Genomic DNA, 15685 nt, shown 5'->3' with positions numbered 1-15685 from the left:
GGTCAGCGCTGATGGTCGCAAGCGGGGAGGGTGAAAAATGAGGCTGGAACGTTTGAATTACAACAAAATTAAAATCTTTTTAACGTTCGATGATTTAACGGAACGAGGATTGACAAAAGAAGATTTATGGAGAAACTCATTTAAGGTGCAGCAGCTTTTTCGAGAAATGATTGAGCAGGCATCTGATGAGCTTGGATTTAAGCCTACCCACTCTTTATCTGTTGAAGTATTCTCCTTGCAAGCCCAGGGAATGGTCGTTATTTTAACGACAAAGAATGAGATAGTAGAAGAGTTAGATGAAGAATATATGGATGATTATATTGAAATGCAGGTTACGTTAGATGAGAGTGCAGATGTGTTCTTTGAGTTTTATTCGTTTGAACATATCATTCAATTGGCTCATCGACTTTCCCCGCTAAGCGTGAGCGGAGGTTCTTTGTATTCCTTCAATCATCGCTTTTACTTATTAATTGATGGCGGTATGGATGACTTTGAAAATATGGAAGACCTCATTGCGCTGCTCGCAGAATATGGGAGCCCTGCGACCATAACGAAATACCGTGTACACGAATACGGCAAGTTGTTGATGGAGTCTAACGCTTTGTCATTTATTAGACAAACATTTCCACTTTGAAAATTAGAGGTCGTACCATCAGTCTCAAATAAATCATAAAAAGGATGTTTTATAAAGGGGGCCTGCTCACTCAATCCTTTGATTTTTCTGGATTTTAGAACAGGTCCTTTCGGGAGGATGACCAAAAAGGTGTTTTTTTATACCTTTTTGGTCATCCTCTTTTCTTTTATTCAAGGCTGTTGTGAAATGCGGACCTCTTGTGCAAATTGTCCTGTGAATATAATGAAATGAACAGGGAAGAGTACAGTCATATATACGAACTGGCTCCCTCTTTTGGTAAACGATTTCAAAAACTTCAGGGGAAGAGAGTAAAACTGAAATTTTTCCTTTGCATAAATTATGGAAAGGTGTATACTATGTCATGAAAGAAGCACCATTCACCATATTAATTGAACGATTTTAGGAGGTTCACAGATGGTAGCCGACAACAATCAAAATCAGCAAAACACACATGAAGAAAAGCACGATGTTTTAAAAGCAACACAAACCGTTATACATAGAGCGTTAGAAAAATTGGGCTATCCAGAGGAAGTCTATGAGTTATTAAAAGAGCCGATTCGCATGATGACGGTAAAAATCCCTGTTCGGATGGACGATGGAGCTGTCAAAATTTTTACCGGATTCAGAGCGCAGCACAACGACGCGGTCGGACCGACAAAAGGTGGCATCCGCTTTCATCCTAACGTAACAGAACGTGAGGTTAAAGCGCTTTCAATATGGATGAGTTTGAAATGCGGCATTGTTGATTTACCGTACGGCGGGGGGAAAGGCGGAATCATATGTGACCCGCGCAATATGTCATTTGGTGAGTTAGAACGCTTGAGCCGTGGATATGTAAGGGCCATCAGCCAAATCGTTGGGCCTACAAAAGACATTCCGGCGCCGGATGTGTTTACGAATTCTCAAATTATGGCGTGGATGATGGATGAATATAGCCATATTGATGAATTTAATTCACCTGGATTCATTACAGGAAAGCCGCTTGTATTAGGCGGATCGCATGGCAGGGAAACAGCTACAGCCAAAGGGGTAACGATTTGTATTCGTGAAGCAGCTAAAAAAAGAGGCATCGAGCTTGAAGGCGCAAGAGTGGTTGTTCAAGGCTTCGGGAACGCAGGCAGCTTCTTAGCTAAATTTATGCATGATGCAGGAGCGAAAGTAGTTGGAATTTCGGATGCCTACGGTGCACTATATGATCCGAATGGTTTAGATATCGACTATCTGCTGGATCGCCGTGACAGCTTTGGTACGGTTACAAAATTATTCAATAACACTATCTCTAATAAAGAGTTATTGGAACTGGATTGTGACATTTTAGTACCTGCTGCCATCGAAAATCAAATTACCGAAGAAAATGCCCATAACATTCGTGCAAGCATTGTTGTCGAAGCGGCCAATGGTCCTACAACATTGGAGGCGACACAAATTTTAACCGAGCGCGGCATTTTACTTGTGCCGGATGTGCTTGCAAGTGCCGGCGGCGTAACGGTTTCTTATTTCGAGTGGGTGCAAAATAACCAAGGTTATTACTGGACGGAAGAAGAAGTGGAAGAAAAATTGGAAAAAGTGATGGTTAAATCTTTTAACAATATTTATGAAACGGCCCAAACGCGTAAAGTGGATATGCGATTGTCCGCTTACATGGTAGGGGTTCGTAAAATGGCGGAAGCATCCAGATTCAGAGGCTGGATCTAATCGTTAACATAATGTAAAGGGGCTGTTCTATAAGTCTCTGATAAATTACAAAAACTGATTTTTACTGAAAGGTCCCGTCACATAATCCCTTTGTTTTACAGGGGTTTCATGACGGGACCTTTCAGGAGGATAACCGAAAAGGGCTGTGTTTTGCCCTTTTCGGTTATCCTCCTTTTTTATTTAAGGATTCTGTTTAATAATAATGCTGATGTTTAGTATTTTGGGGACATTGGCGCAAAATAGTCGTTGTCAGAACCGCTTTTCTCTTTAAATAAATTAACTTACATATTTTTTTCATACGTTATAATACATCAGTAGTTATATTGCTTTGTTCTTCATGACATTTTATTCCGTATCGGAGTGTAATAAAGTGTTATGATAGTAAGGAAAGCGTGTTGTTCGTTTTAAAGGAGTGACATAATTAATGACAGAAGAACAAGTGATTATCGTAGGCGGAGGACCTTGTGGATTGGCCGCCGCCATTGCCTTGAAAAATATTGGAATAGAGGCTCTTGTGATTGAAAAGGGAAATATCGTAAATGCTATTTATCATTATCCGACTCATCAAACCTTTTTTAGTACGAGCGAAAAATTGGAAATTGGAGACGTGGCGTTCATTACAGAAAATAGAAAACCTGTAAGGAATCAAGCGTTATCGTACTACCGCGAAGTAGCAAAACGAAAAAAACTGCGTGTCCATGCGTTTGAGAAAGTGAACAAGGTCGAAAAAAAGGATGATGGACTGTTTGAAATCCATACATCTAAGGGACAGTACAAAGCAACCTTTGTGATTATTGCGACAGGATATTATGATCATCCTAATTATATGAATGTTCCGGGAGAAGATCTGTCGAAAGTTTCTCATTATTTTAAGGAAGCCCATCCTTATTTTGATAAAGATGTTGTGGTGATCGGCGGAAAGAATTCCAGTGTCGATGCGGCACTGGAACTTGTCAAGGCTGGAGCGCGAGTAACGGTGCTATATCGTGGAACCGAGTATTCAGCGAGTATTAAACCGTGGATTTTACCAGAATTTGAAGCTCTTGTACGGACGGGCGTTATCACTATGGAGTTTGCGTCAACAGTAAAAGAAATTACAGAGCATGCGGTAACCTATACAAAAAATGGGGAAGAAAAAACGATTCAAAACGATTTTGTCTTTGCCATGACAGGTTATCATCCCGATCATCAGTTTCTCCGAAAAGTGGGCATTGGGATTGACGAAGAAACTGGAAGGCCGCTTTATAATATTGAAACGATGGAAACGAATGTGGACGGCATTTTTATTGCCGGAGTCATCGCGGCGGGGAATAATGCCAATGAAATTTTTATCGAAAACGGCCGTTTTCACGGTGATATGATTGCTAAAAGAATCCAGTCTTTAATAAATCATCCATAATGCGGGCGAAAGACCCCCTCACTCAGGAGAGGGTCTTTCTAGCGTGCAAACATTTCCTGTAATTGGTTATAATCAGTCGTTACTTCCAATGCCACTAACAGTTTTAATCGCGCCTTCGGGCCATTTAAGCCATTGGAGAAAATGACACCCAATTCTTTTAATTGCTTTCCTCCTCCTTCATATCCATATACATCTTGGACAATGCCGTTGAAGCAGCGAGAAACAAGTACGATTGGAATCCCTTTGTAAATCAATTTTTGAAGAGCAGGCACTGTTTTGGGAGGAAGATTTCCTTGGCCCAATGCTTCAATAACAAGACCATTAAGCGGCATTTTGTCCAAAGCGTTGAATATATGTTCATCCATTCCAGCATACGCTTTTAAAAGCATGACCTGTTTTGAAAGCTGCTGAATCGGGTAGTTGTCACGAACAGTTGGCGTATGATGGAAGAAAACGCCTCGTTTAGTGACGAGTCCGATCGGCCCATATTGGGGACTTTGAAAGGTTGCGACATTACTTGTATGTGTTTTCGTCACGTTTTCGGCGGTATGGATTTCATCGTTCATTACAACGAGAACACCTTTTCCTTTTGCATCTTCACTTGAGGCCACTTTCAAGGCAGATATTAAGTTATATGGACCGTCCGAACCAATTTCATTACTTGAACGCATGGCTCCCGTTAAAACGATAGGGATATCCGTATTAATCGTTAAATCCAGAAAATACGCGGTTTCCTCCAATGTATCTGTGCCATGTGTAATTACGACCCCATCAATGGGAACCTCGTTTATTTTTTCGTTGATTGTGTTCATCAAAATCAACATTTCGTTTTGTGTCATATGGGGCGATGGAAGGTGGAAAACCTGCTCAGCAATGACATTGACCATTCGATTCAGCTGAAGAGGCTTAGAAATCAAAGGGTTAGTAGAATCCGGCTGCACTGCACCTGTTTTCTCGTCTTCTTTCATTGAAATGGTGCCGCCTGTATGAAATAGATAAACTGTTTTCATAAATTCCCTCCGTCATTATGAAATATTCAATAGGGTGCAATTATTTATATAGATTTATACAACAATAACATGATACGATTAGAAAAAAACAAAGGAAATGAGGCGCGATTATGCTGGCAATCATTTCTGCGGGAATCGCCCCCAGTCTTGCGCTGCTGAGTTATTTTTATTTAAAAGATGAATATGAGACAGAACCTATATCCATGGTATTAAAAACATTCATTTTCGGTGCGATGCTCGTGCTTCCGATTATGTTTATCCAATATGTATTAACAGAAGAGAAGGTATGGACGTCTCCGTTTGCGCAGGCGTTTTTCGCGTCCAGTCTACTGGAAGAGTTCTTTAAATGGTTTGTTTTGTTTTTTGCTGTCTACACGCATATGGAATTTGATGAACACTATGATGGGATTGTATATGGAGCGGCTGTATCGCTCGGATTTGCTACGCTCGAAAATATCTTTTACTTGTTTGCCAACGGTTTGCATACGGCTTTTGGAAGGGCTGTTCTCCCTGTCTCAAGTCATGCTCTCTTCGGTGTAATCATGGGCTATTACTTGGGAAAAGGAAAATTTTCAAGTGGAAATGAGAAAAAGAAATGGATTTTGTATTCCCTGACCGTTCCGTTCCTTTTACACGGTGTATATGATTATATTTTAATTAAGACGGACCATTGGACGTTTTTAATGGTCCCTTTCATGGTCTACCTATGGTGGCTTGGGTTACGGAAAGTAAAAAAGGCGAAAAAAATCATCATATAATGCATGAGTTAGGAAAAATATCTCCTTTCTCCTTGTTAAAAGGCTGATTCGAAAGTATGCTTTCGGATCAGCCTTTTTATTTTTAGTTTTATTTGTTAACTCGGGATGGGGCACAGAAAAAATCTTGGTTTTATGTATATAATCGGGTGCCCGATTCCGAGTCAGTGAAAGAAATAGAGGAAAACCCTCCATTTCTTTCACTGACATTGTATAAAATAACAGCCTTTACAAAAAATACTCTTATCATAATGACGAATAGTATAGGGGGTTTATTATATGCGATGGTTTAAAGGACAAAAATGTCTCTATGTACTATGCAGCTTTGTTATAGGCTTTGTTTGTTTCTTTTCTACTCTAGAGGAGAAGCATCATGCTCAAGCTTTTTCCAATCAAGTGATTCAACATGGCGCGGTAGGAGATGATGTCATTGAATTGCAGTCCCGGCTCCAATACATCGGCTTCTATAATGGAAAGATTGACGGTGTGTTTGGATGGAGCACGTACTGGGCCGTCCGAAATTTTCAATATGAATTTGGATTGGATATTGATGGGCTCGTCGGAGAAGACATGAAAAAAAAGCTTGTTGCCAAAACGAAATATAATGAGCAATATGTAAAAAAGCAAATCAATCAAGGAAACAAATTTACTCATTACGGCGGAACCCCACTGGACAAGCAGACTAAACCGACTCCTAAGCAAGGGACAACCGCCAAAACGGATCAAGGGGCAAAGGCACCGGCCGCACCGCCGCCAGCTAAAAAAACAGCTCCACAAGCAAGCGACAAAAAGGCGGAAGCACCGAAAAAGCCGACGGCTGTCAATGTGCCGAACGGATACTCTCAAAATGATTTGCAACTGATGGCAAATGCTGTTCACGGAGAGGCGCGAGGTGAACCTTATATCGGCCAAGTGGCGGTTGCTGCGGTGATTATTAACCGTGTGAATAGTGCATCGTTTCCCAATACTGTAGCCGGAGTCATCTTTGAGCCTGCTGCCTTTACGGCGGTAGCAGACGGGCAAATTTGGCTGACTCCAAATGAAACATCGAAAAAAGCTGTATTAGATGCCTTGAACGGGTGGGATCCAACAGGGCATGCTTTATACTATTTCAATCCTGATACAGCGACAAGTGCGTGGATTTGGTCAAGACCGCAGATTAAACAAATTGGAAAACATATTTTCTGTAAATAAATACAAAGAGGGGTGAAAACGAATGTTGCGAACAATCTTAATTGCTGTTTTAGCAGTAGCAGGAATAGGAGCAGGATACTGGGGATATCAAGAGCACCAGGAAAAAAACGCGGTTCTCCAGCATGCGGAAAACAATTATCAGCGAGCTTTCCATGATTTAGCGTATGAGATGGATTTATTGAATGACAAAATCGGGACGACGCTCGCCATGAATTCTCGTGACCAGCTGTCTCCCGCCCTTGCTGAAGTATGGAGACTTACGTCAGAAGCACACAGCAATGTCGGCCAACTGCCTTTAACATTGCTTCCATTCAATAAAACGGAAGAGTTCTTAGCGAATATGGGAAATTTCAGCTATCGTACAGCTATTCGAGATTTGAGTAAAGAGCCGTTGACGGATCAGGAGTATGATACGTTAAAGTCATTGTATAAAAAGTCAGGCGATATCCAAAATGAATTGAGAAAAGTCCAGCATTTAGTCATTGAAAACAACTTGCGCTGGATGGATGTGGAATTGGCGCTAGCCACAAATGAAAAACAAGCCGATAATACGATTATTGATGGTTTTAAAACGGTAGAGAAGAATGTCGAAAGCTACGCGGAAACAGATTTTGGGCCAACTTTTACAAGTGTTGAAAAACAAAATCGTAATTTCTCGCAGTTGAAAGGCAGAGAAATTAACGAAACCGTAGCGAAAGAAGTAGCTCGTTCATTTCTAAGTTTAAAAGGAAATGAAGATGTTCGCGTGACAGAGAGTGGAGAAGGATCAGATTACGGCTTTTATAGTTTAACGATAAAGAGTCCGGGAGAAAAGCAAGAAACTTATATGGATATTACGAAAAAGGGCGGTTATCCAATATGGGTAATCCAAAATAAAGAAGTAACGAAACAAAATATCAGTTTGAATGAAGCGACGTTAAAAGCACAGAATTTTCTTAAGAAACACCAATTTGAAAGTTTGGAACTGTACGAAAGTGCTCAGTATGATAACACAGGGGTTTTTACATTCGTAGGAACACAAGATGGAGTTCGTATCTACCCGGATTCGGTTAAAATGAAAATATCCCTGGAAGATGGAAAAGTGCTAGGTTTTTCAGCTCGTGATTTTTTGATGGCGCATAAATTGCGTAAAATACCTGAACCGGTTTTGTCGGAAGAAGACGCCAGAAGTAAAATCAATCCTAAAGTGAAAATCATGGAAAATCGCCTTGCGATTGTGACAAATGATTTAAAAGAGGAAGTATTGTGTTACGAGTTTTTAGGTATGATTAACAATGACACATACCGCATTTTTATCAACGCTGAAAATGGTTATGAAGAAAAAGTCGAAAAGCTCCAAAATGCAGAGCAAATTTACGAACAAGTATAGAGAAAAAGAGGATTGCAAGGGGACTTTACTCTTGTAAATCCTCTTTTTTTCTTGGAAAAATTACGGTAAAATAGCAATTGAGAAAATAGTACTAGTAATATGGTTTTAGGGAAAAAGACATAAATGGAAGAAGGGAAAGAATGATCAAAGAAGGGATGCTACTAAGGCTTGAGCCTTTTGCGGAAGAAACGGCAGAAAAGTTTAATTGTAAAGTGGTAGAGCGGGAACCGGATCGCTTGTTCGTCAGTTATCCCATTCATGAAGAAACGGGAAAAACGACGTTTATGTTAGATGGTACTCAACTCAGCGCTTCATTCATCGGAAAAGATAACGTTGTCTATTTTTTTCAATCAGAAATCATCGGCAGGACAAAAAAGACCTTTCCTGTCATTGCTTTGCGTTATCCCGGAGATCATCGTGTGCTTCGTATACAGAGACGACAATACGTGAGGGTGCCTGTTTCTGTGAGCGCAGCCATTCATCCCACTGGGGAGGATTTTAGTCCATTTGTGACAAGAACCGAGGATATAAGTGCCGGTGGTGTAGCTGTTTTTATCAATCAACATATCGAGGTTAAACACAACCAGATCGTAAAAATATGGCTGACGCTCCCCATGCAGTCAAATGAATTTTTTTATTTGGAGCTGCAGGCGAGAGTAGTGAGGGCCGTCAGTCCAGAAGAAGGAAAGCTTGGAAAGTTGTCTTTGCAATTTTTGGATATTAATGATCGCAAGAAAGAACAAGTCACTCGCTTTGTTTTTGAACAGCAGCTGGAATTGAAACGAAAAGGTTTATTATAAGCTTTTATTTTAAAGTCGACTACCTTAAAGTTTAGCATGTTTTTTTGACTCATTCGGGCAACATGCCCATGTTGCCCGAATGAGTCAAAAAATGTGGAAATCGACACCATGGTTTCATAAAGTCTTAGAATAAAACCTATCCTTTCTAAGCATACTGTTTAGTAAATGAAGGGTGAGGTTTGAGTTTAATGAAAAGCATTGAAAGAATTTTAATTAAGTTAGCAATCATGCAGTTTATCTTTTTATTGATTGCACAAAGTGTACTGCTGTACAGCGATTATGGGTCGTATTTTTCTAAGATTATTCAGTATGAAGGAGTTACAAAAAATAATTTTAGTAAAATCATTGAAACATTCGACCAGTAAAACGACGTATGCTAAAATAAAGTCAACTATAAAGTCTATGACAAAAAGACGCAGGATGAAACCTGCTCTTTTTTTCGTCGTAACCAAATTTTTAATGGTGATGTATTACAAGGAGGATTTATGAATAAGCAAATTTCTGTGGCCATTGATGGCCCTGCAGCGGCCGGGAAAAGCACGGTTGCTAAAATCATTGCAGAAAAACTTTCATATATTTATGTAGACACAGGGGCGATGTATCGCGCTCTTACGCATAAAGCGCAGAATCTTGGCATAGATTTACAAAATGAAGAAAAATTACTTCAACTTCTTCAAGAAACAGATTTGCAGCTTAAAACGTCTCAAAAGGGGCAGCTTGTGATCGTCGATGGACAAGATGTAACAGAAGCCATTCGTTCAAGTGAAGTAACGAACGCAGTTTCTATTACGGCAAAACATCGAAAAGTTCGTGAAGATATGGTAGCGCGTCAACGCCGCATTGCTGAAGGAAGAGGAGTAGTGATGGATGGACGGGATATCGGGACGCATGTGCTGCCTAATGCAGAAGTGAAGGTATTTTTGCGTGCATCAGTAGACGAGCGGGCTAAACGTCGCTATGAAGAGAATACAGCAAAAGGGTTCGAGTCCAATTTAGAAATATTAAAACAAGAAATTGCAGCACGAGACAAGCTGGATTCTGAACGTGAAGTGGCTCCGCTGAAAAAGGCAGATGATGCGGTTGAAATTGATACGACATCCTTGAACATTGAACAAGTAGTAGACAAAATTATTTCATTAGTAAACGAGAGGATATAATAAAATGGCTGTTATTTATACGATTGCAAAAAATGTATGTCGTGCTGTTCTTGGTCCCCTTTATCGAATAGAAGTGCATGGAACTGAACATATTCCAAAAGAAGGAGCGGTTCTCCTTTGTTCTAATCACATCAGTAATCTCGATCCCCCGGTTGTGGGGATGTTGTTTCCTAGACCGGTTGCTTTTATGGCGAAAGAGGAACTATTTAAAGCGCCTATTATCAAGCATCTTGTACCCCATTTAAAAGCATTTCCTGTGAAACGCGGAATGAGTGACCGGGACGCTCTTCGAAAAGCACTTGCTATTTTAAAAGAAGGGGAAGTTCTTGGCCTTTTTCCTGAGGGGACAAGAAGTAAAGATGGAACGCTTGGAGAAGGACTTGCAGGAGCTGGCTTTTTTGCGCTTCGTTCTAAGGCCGTCGTGATTCCGTGTGCCATTATCGGCCCATATCAACCATTCAAAAAATTAAAAGTGGTATACGGTCCTCCGTTGGACATGGAAAAATATCGTCAAGAAAAGGTATCGGCAGAGGAAGCTACAGCTGTCATTATGCGGGAAATCGGAAAGATAATCGAAAAATATCAATAGTTTGAAACCTTTTCGCTTGACAAAAGGGGTCTATTTATTAGAAGTTAATAGAAAGAATATTTTTTATACTACTCCTTGGATAAACAGAAAAACCCAGTAGGAAGAAGCATGAAAACATGCTTTATATATACATATTGTATGGGCTAATGAAGGAGGACTAGACAATGGTAGAAGACATGAATCAAGTAGAAGTAAAGACATTGCAAGTCGGGGATGTTGTAAGTGGTGTTGTCACAAAAGTAGAAGACAAACAGGTGCTTGTCGAGCTGGAGGGAAGCAAGTTAGATGGTATTTTACCAATCAGCGAGCTGTCCAGTTTGCATATTGAAAAAGCCGGAGACGCCATCGAAGAAGGGGCGAAAGTCGAAGTAAAAGTTTTGAAAGTAGAAGATGAAGCCCTTATTTTATCCAAGCGTGCCGTTGATGCAGAAAAAGCATGGGAAGATTTAGAAGCGAAGCTAGCTTCAGGAGAAATATTTGAAGCGGAAGTAAAAGACGTAGTCAAAGGCGGCTTAGTAGTGGATATTGGTCTGCGCGGTTTTATTCCTGCGTCGCTTGTTGAAGCGCATTATGTAGAAGATTTTACAGATTATAAAGGGAAGACATTAACCGTTAAAGTTGTAGAGCTTGATCGGGAAAAGAATCGCGTGATTTTATCCCATCGTGCGGTAGTAGAAGAAGAGGCTGCCAATCAAAAGAAACACGTTCTTCAATCGTTAGAAGCGGGACAGGTGCTTGAAGGGACGGTTCAGCGTCTAACTAACTTTGGTGTGTTTGTTGATATTGGCGGAGTCGATGGATTGGTCCACATTTCACAACTTTCCCATACACATGTCAATAAGCCGTCAGATGTAGTAGAAGAAGGGCAGCAAGTAAAAGTTAAAGTGCTATCAGTCGATAAGGAGAATGGACGTATTTCTCTTTCCATTAAAGATACGCTCGAAGGTCCGTGGTTCAATATTTCTTCTACGGTCAAGAAAGGGGACGTTTTAGAGGGAACGGTTCAGCGTCTTGTATCGTTTGGCGCGTTCATCGAAGTGGCACCGGGTGTTGAAGGGCTTGTTCACATTTCCCAAATTGCGAATAAACACATCAATACTCCTCATGAGGTATTAAGTGAGGGAGAGAAGGTAACAGTAAAAGTATTAGATGTAAATCAAGCCGAAAAACGCATCTCATTAAGTATGCGCGAGCTTGAAGAGCAGGAGCCTGAAGTGGATTACAGTGCGTATCAAAAACAAGCTGATTCTGGAGGCTTCCAGCTAGGTGAAATGATTGGAGATCAACTTAAAAAATTGAAATAATGGTGATGTTTCGTGAGTAGAGCACAGCGTAAAATTGATCACATCCATCACGCCATCCAAACAGGACAACATCGTCTGCATGGATTTGAAGACGTGGCATTTATTCATGACGGTCTTCCCGATTGTTCTGTAAACGAAGTTGATTTGCGAACAAAAATCGGCGAACTTACATTAAGTTCGCCGATTTTTGTCAACGCGATGACAGGGGGCGGCGGTCAGGAAACAGAAAGAATTAATCGTTTATTAGCGCAAGTAGCCAGTGAGTGCCAAATTGCAATGGCAGTGGGCTCACAAATGGCTGCAATTAAAGATCCGCTCGAGGCTCCTTCTTATAAAATTGTAAGAAAAGAAAATCGAAAGGGTATAGTATTTGCCAATCTAGGAAGTGAAGCTACTCTTGATCAAGCGGAACGAGCGGTTCATATGCTGGAAGCAAATGCCTTGCAAATCCACCTTAACGTCATTCAAGAGCTGGTGATGCCTGAAGGTGACCGGGACTTTACAGGAGCACTAAAGAGAATTGAGCAAATCAATAAGCATTTGTCGGTTCCTGTTATTGTCAAGGAAGTAGGGTTCGGCATGAGCCGCGAAACGGTTCAAAAGCTGAAAAACGCGGGTGTATCCATCGTGGATGTGGGTGGATATGGCGGTACAAACTTTTCAAAGATTGAAAATGAGCGAAGAGAAAAACAGTTCTCCTTTTTTAATGAATGGGGAATTACTACGGCTTCTTCCCTTGCTGAAGTATGCGCAGTAAATCCGGATCTCCATGTCATTGGATCAGGGGGCATTCAAACGTCAATGGATATTGCCAAGGCTATTGCTTTAGGAGCTTCTTCTGCTGCAATGGCAGGGCGCCTGCTATCAATCCTGCTGGATAGAGGTCAAGAGGCTTTGATTGAAGAAATCGAGATACTGCATAAAGAACTGACGTTTATTATGACGGCGCTTGGAGTAAAGAAGATTGAAGAGCTTAACCGTGCGCCGCTTGTCATTCGTGGTGAAACCTATCACTGGCTCCAGCAGCGCGGGATTGATACGACAGTTTATAGCCGGAGAAAATCCTGATTAGTTTTAGGGAAAGGTTGTTTTCGTAAACATGCTTGCCTCATAAGTTGTCAATAGGCTGCAAAAATGGTTTTTTACTGAAAGGACCTGGTCACTGAATCCTTGATTTTACAGGATTCTCATGACCGGTCCTTTCAGGAGGGTGACTCGAAAGGTCTGCTTTTTAGACCTTTCGAGTCACCCTCTTTTCTTATTTACTGATTGATTTCACGTGCCTCTTCGGGGCTTTGAAGTTTTGTTGCTCCAGGATAATGAAGTCCTTGATCGCGATCAGATTCCACCCGTTTTGATTGTTTAAGCTTTTTTTCTTGACGGTCTTTCCCCATTTCTTTACCCTCCTTTCCCTATTACAGGGAAATTTAACTTTCACCCTATATGTTCATACAAATGTTAATGATTTATACAGCGTAAAGACTAATTTACATGGATTTGATACATAATGAATTAGTGGGAGGTAAAAATATGGAAGGAATCTTTTTTTATTGGTTTGCCTGGATCGGTTGGGCAGCAGTGACTTTTTTAATGGAAAAACGAGTGCTGAGGACTTTTTATGCTTGTGCCCTATTGGTTTGTGTGCTGTTTTCAACAACAACTATACATATAGGGGCTTATGTGTTTAATGGCACTTTTATTTGTTTTCTTTTATTCGGTTTCATTTTTCTTGCTTGGCAAAGAACGTTATTTTCCAGTTATTTATTGCTTTCTTCCTTTATTACAATGATAGCCTATGCTGGCTTTTGCTTGTTTGAACTTTTTGACCCCGTGTGGATTTTCATCGACCGGAAATGGGCTATAGGCTTTCTCTTGTTATATATAGTATGCATGCTTGTAAAAAGCACCCAAGAGCGAATCTTATGCCTAATCCTTGGAATGTGTTACGGAGATCTTTTGTTTTCTGCAATTTTATATGATGTTCACATGTACTATACTATTGGAGCGTTGCCGTTCCTTGATATTGCGGCTATTTCATGTATGCTGCTGTTAGGATGGGCGTTGTTCGTTCAGTTCGCTCTTCATCTGGACTTATATTTATTGAAGTATGCAAGAAGCAGAGGCAGTAAGGTACGGTTATAAAGGAACTTCCGTCGGTGGGGGTTTCCTTTCATCCCTCACCGATGGTTATTTAGGCCTGCAAGAGATGGCTCAGCCCTAGATGGTAAGGGAGATGACACAACAGAATATGAACTTGTTCCATTCTTTCCGAAAGAAAGACATTGTTGTCAACTGCATTTTTTGATAAAATGGTAAGGTTAATGACCCTCTTTTTTTAGAAAGAAGGGTTTTTATTTGTCTCCACCAGTTAACCAATATGTAACTTTATGAAGATGAATGAAAAATGGGAATACAGTTTACATAAGAGAATCACATAAGAAGGAGAGAACGATTATGCCAAAACCAGTTGTGGCGATTGTAGGCCGCCCGAACGTCGGAAAGTCTACAATTTTTAACCGTATTGTTGGAGAAAGAGTATCCATAGTAGAAGACTTGCCAGGGGTGACACGTGACCGGATCTATAGTTCAGGAGAATGGTTGACCCATGATTTTAACATTATCGATACAGGTGGAATTGATATTGGAGATGAGCCGTTTTTGGAACAAATTCGTCAGCAGGCGGAAATTGCGATTGATGAAGCGGATGTTATCATTTTTCTTGTCAACGGAAGAGAAGGGGTTACCTCCGCTGATGAAGAAGTAGCTAAAATATTGTATCGTTCAAAAAAACCGATTGTGTTGGCTGTAAATAAAATTGATAATCCGGAAATGCGGGATATGATTTATGATTTTTATGCTTTAGGATTTGGTGAGCCGATTCCAATTTCGGGTTCACATGGACTTGGAATCGGAGATTTACTGGATGCAGCGGCTGAACATTTTCCGAAACAGGAGGATGACGAATACGATGAAGAAACAATTCGATTTTCTCTCATCGGCCGCCCTAATGTTGGGAAGTCGTCACTTGTAAATGCAATGTTGGGTGAAGAAAGAGTCATTGTCAGTGACATTGCTGGTACGACAAGGGATGCAATTGACTCGACATTCACGAAAGATGGACAAGATTACGTTATTATCGATACAGCCGGTATGCGAAAAAAAGGGAAAGTGTATGAGAGTACCGAAAAATATAGTGTACTTCGTGCTTTAAAAGCGATTGAACGATCCGATGTCGTTCTTGTCGTTCTAAATGCGGAAGAAGGGATTATCGAACAAGATAAACGCATTGCCGGATATGCTCATGAAGCGGGCAAGGCTGTTGTGATCGTTGTCAATAAGTGGGACGCCATAGAAAAAGACGAAAAAACAATGAAAGAGTTTGAACAAAACATCCGTGAACATTTCTTATTCCTTGATTACGCACCGGTCGTGTTTTTATCTGCCAAAACAAAGAAGCGTATTCATACACTGCTTCCGGTAATCAATAAGGCAAGTGAAAACCATGCGTTGCGTGTTCAAACAAATGTAATCAATGATGTGATCATGGATGCGGTGGCGATGAACCCGACTCCTACTCATAACGGCAATCGTTTGAAGATTTATTATACGACTCAAGTAGCGGTTAAACCGCCGACATTTGTCGTGTTTGTAAATGATCCAGAATTGATGCATTTCTCATATGAGCGCTTCTTAGAAAACAGACTTCGTGATGCATTCGGATTTGAAGGTACACCAATTAAGATTTTTGCTCGAACTCGAAAATAACGATAGGGATGTGA

The 15685-nt window shown here is 40.7% G+C and carries 16 protein-coding genes; 14 read left to right on the top strand and 2 right to left on the bottom strand.

What is annotated here, in order from left to right:
* Positions 1-37: 37 nt before the first annotated feature.
* From BK575_RS21360 to BK575_RS21350, 3 genes are all read left to right on the top strand, one after another.
* Positions 38-634 (top strand): genetic competence negative regulator, encoded by a 597-nt coding sequence (locus tag BK575_RS21360; protein WP_078413625.1) that lies wholly within the window; start codon positions 38-40, stop codon positions 632-634.
* A 414-nt stretch (positions 635-1048) separates the two neighbouring features.
* The gene (locus tag BK575_RS21355; RefSeq protein WP_078413624.1) at positions 1049-2329 is read left to right on the top strand and encodes a Glu/Leu/Phe/Val family dehydrogenase; all 1281 of its coding nucleotides are present in this window, start codon (positions 1049-1051) and stop codon (positions 2327-2329) included.
* A 424-nt stretch (positions 2330-2753) separates the two neighbouring features.
* The gene (locus tag BK575_RS21350) at positions 2754-3728 is read left to right on the top strand and encodes a YpdA family putative bacillithiol disulfide reductase (RefSeq protein ID WP_078413623.1); all 975 of its coding nucleotides are present in this window, start codon (positions 2754-2756) and stop codon (positions 3726-3728) included.
* A gap of 38 nt (positions 3729-3766) precedes the next feature.
* Here the strand turns inward: BK575_RS21350 and BK575_RS21345 are convergent, their stop codons facing one another.
* Complete coding sequence (locus BK575_RS21345; protein ID WP_078413622.1) at positions 3767-4738, bottom strand: asparaginase; 972 nt, start codon at positions 4736-4738, stop codon at positions 3767-3769.
* A gap of 110 nt (positions 4739-4848) precedes the next feature.
* Here BK575_RS21345 and prsW point away from each other — a divergent pair, with 110 nt between their 5' ends.
* The 9 genes from prsW to fni all read left to right on the top strand — a co-directional run bounded on the left by prsW (position 4849) and on the right by fni (position 12974).
* Positions 4849-5496, top strand: a complete 648-nt coding sequence (gene prsW, locus BK575_RS21340) for a glutamic-type intramembrane protease PrsW (RefSeq protein ID WP_078413621.1) — start codon at positions 4849-4851, stop codon at positions 5494-5496.
* 276 nt (positions 5497-5772) lie between these two features.
* Entirely contained in the window at positions 5773-6687 is a 915-nt protein-coding gene (sleB, locus tag BK575_RS21335) for a spore cortex-lytic enzyme (protein WP_078413620.1), read from the top strand.
* Between the two features lie 22 nt (positions 6688-6709).
* Complete coding sequence (gene ypeB, locus BK575_RS21330) at positions 6710-8056, top strand: germination protein YpeB (protein WP_078413619.1); 1347 nt, start codon at positions 6710-6712, stop codon at positions 8054-8056.
* 140 nt (positions 8057-8196) lie between these two features.
* Positions 8197-8856, top strand: coding sequence for a flagellar brake protein (locus BK575_RS21325; protein ID WP_078413618.1), 660 nt, complete (start codon positions 8197-8199; stop codon positions 8854-8856).
* Between the two features lie 188 nt (positions 8857-9044).
* The gene (locus tag BK575_RS28195; RefSeq protein WP_169908037.1) at positions 9045-9221 is read left to right on the top strand and encodes a YpfB family protein; all 177 of its coding nucleotides are present in this window, start codon (positions 9045-9047) and stop codon (positions 9219-9221) included.
* 120 nt (positions 9222-9341) lie between these two features.
* Positions 9342-10013, top strand: a complete 672-nt coding sequence (gene cmk, locus BK575_RS21320; RefSeq protein WP_078413617.1) for a (d)CMP kinase — start codon at positions 9342-9344, stop codon at positions 10011-10013.
* Positions 10014-10017: 4 nt separating this feature from the next.
* Positions 10018-10602, top strand: coding sequence for a lysophospholipid acyltransferase family protein (locus BK575_RS21315; RefSeq protein ID WP_078413616.1), 585 nt, complete (start codon positions 10018-10020; stop codon positions 10600-10602).
* A gap of 164 nt (positions 10603-10766) precedes the next feature.
* Positions 10767-11906, top strand: a complete 1140-nt coding sequence (gene rpsA, locus BK575_RS21310; RefSeq protein WP_078413615.1) for a 30S ribosomal protein S1 — start codon at positions 10767-10769, stop codon at positions 11904-11906.
* A 12-nt stretch (positions 11907-11918) separates the two neighbouring features.
* Positions 11919-12974 carry a type 2 isopentenyl-diphosphate Delta-isomerase gene (gene fni, locus BK575_RS21305; protein ID WP_078413614.1) on the top strand — a complete coding sequence of 352 codons (1056 nt, stop codon included), beginning with the start codon at positions 11919-11921 and terminating at the stop codon, positions 12972-12974.
* A gap of 194 nt (positions 12975-13168) precedes the next feature.
* On the opposite strand, the gene BK575_RS21300 is transcribed toward fni, so the two are convergent.
* Complete coding sequence (locus tag BK575_RS21300; protein ID WP_078413613.1) at positions 13169-13300, bottom strand: YpzI family protein; 132 nt, start codon at positions 13298-13300, stop codon at positions 13169-13171.
* Positions 13301-13436: 136 nt separating this feature from the next.
* Here BK575_RS21300 and BK575_RS21295 point away from each other — a divergent pair, with 136 nt between their 5' ends.
* Positions 13437-14048: a YphA family membrane protein gene (locus tag BK575_RS21295; RefSeq protein WP_078413612.1), complete on the top strand. Its 612-nt coding sequence runs from the start codon at positions 13437-13439 to the stop codon at positions 14046-14048.
* A gap of 312 nt (positions 14049-14360) precedes the next feature.
* Positions 14361-15671 carry a ribosome biogenesis GTPase Der gene (der, locus tag BK575_RS21290; protein ID WP_078413611.1) on the top strand — a complete coding sequence of 437 codons (1311 nt, stop codon included), beginning with the start codon at positions 14361-14363 and terminating at the stop codon, positions 15669-15671.
* Positions 15672-15685: the final 14 nt, after the last annotated feature.

The organism is Priestia abyssalis (assembly GCF_002019595.1).
Taxonomy (GTDB): Bacteria; Bacillota; Bacilli; order Bacillales; family Bacillaceae_H; genus Bacillus_BA; species Bacillus_BA abyssalis.
The sequence above is the reverse complement of the archived record's forward strand: the minus strand, read 5'-3'. Positions and strand labels throughout refer to the sequence as shown.

What these genes read in the sequence shown, in the direction of transcription:
- BK575_RS21350 (WP_078413623.1), top strand. Translation starts at nt 2,754, where the DNA reads ATGACAGAAGAACAAGTGATTATCGTAGGCGGAGGACCTTGTGGATTG.
- BK575_RS21355 (WP_078413624.1), top strand. Translation starts at nt 1,049, where the DNA reads ATGGTAGCCGACAACAATCAAAATCAGCAAAACACACATGAAGAAAAG.
- BK575_RS21325 (WP_078413618.1), top strand. Translation starts at nt 8,197, where the DNA reads ATGATCAAAGAAGGGATGCTACTAAGGCTTGAGCCTTTTGCGGAAGAA.
- BK575_RS21360 (WP_078413625.1), top strand. Translation starts at nt 38, where the DNA reads ATGAGGCTGGAACGTTTGAATTACAACAAAATTAAAATCTTTTTAACG.
- BK575_RS21345 (WP_078413622.1), bottom strand. Translation starts at nt 4,738, where the DNA reads ATGAAAACAGTTTATCTATTTCATACAGGCGGCACCATTTCAATGAAA.
- prsW (WP_078413621.1), top strand. Translation starts at nt 4,849, where the DNA reads ATGCTGGCAATCATTTCTGCGGGAATCGCCCCCAGTCTTGCGCTGCTG.
- BK575_RS21315 (WP_078413616.1), top strand. Translation starts at nt 10,018, where the DNA reads ATGGCTGTTATTTATACGATTGCAAAAAATGTATGTCGTGCTGTTCTT.
- cmk (WP_078413617.1), top strand. Translation starts at nt 9,342, where the DNA reads ATGAATAAGCAAATTTCTGTGGCCATTGATGGCCCTGCAGCGGCCGGG.
- sleB (WP_078413620.1), top strand. Translation starts at nt 5,773, where the DNA reads ATGCGATGGTTTAAAGGACAAAAATGTCTCTATGTACTATGCAGCTTT.
- BK575_RS28195 (WP_169908037.1), top strand. Translation starts at nt 9,045, where the DNA reads ATGAAAAGCATTGAAAGAATTTTAATTAAGTTAGCAATCATGCAGTTT.
- rpsA (WP_078413615.1), top strand. Translation starts at nt 10,767, where the DNA reads ATGGTAGAAGACATGAATCAAGTAGAAGTAAAGACATTGCAAGTCGGG.
- der (WP_078413611.1), top strand. Translation starts at nt 14,361, where the DNA reads ATGCCAAAACCAGTTGTGGCGATTGTAGGCCGCCCGAACGTCGGAAAG.
- BK575_RS21295 (WP_078413612.1), top strand. Translation starts at nt 13,437, where the DNA reads ATGGAAGGAATCTTTTTTTATTGGTTTGCCTGGATCGGTTGGGCAGCA.
- BK575_RS21300 (WP_078413613.1), bottom strand. Translation starts at nt 13,300, where the DNA reads ATGGGGAAAGACCGTCAAGAAAAAAAGCTTAAACAATCAAAACGGGTG.
- ypeB (WP_078413619.1), top strand. Translation starts at nt 6,710, where the DNA reads ATGTTGCGAACAATCTTAATTGCTGTTTTAGCAGTAGCAGGAATAGGA.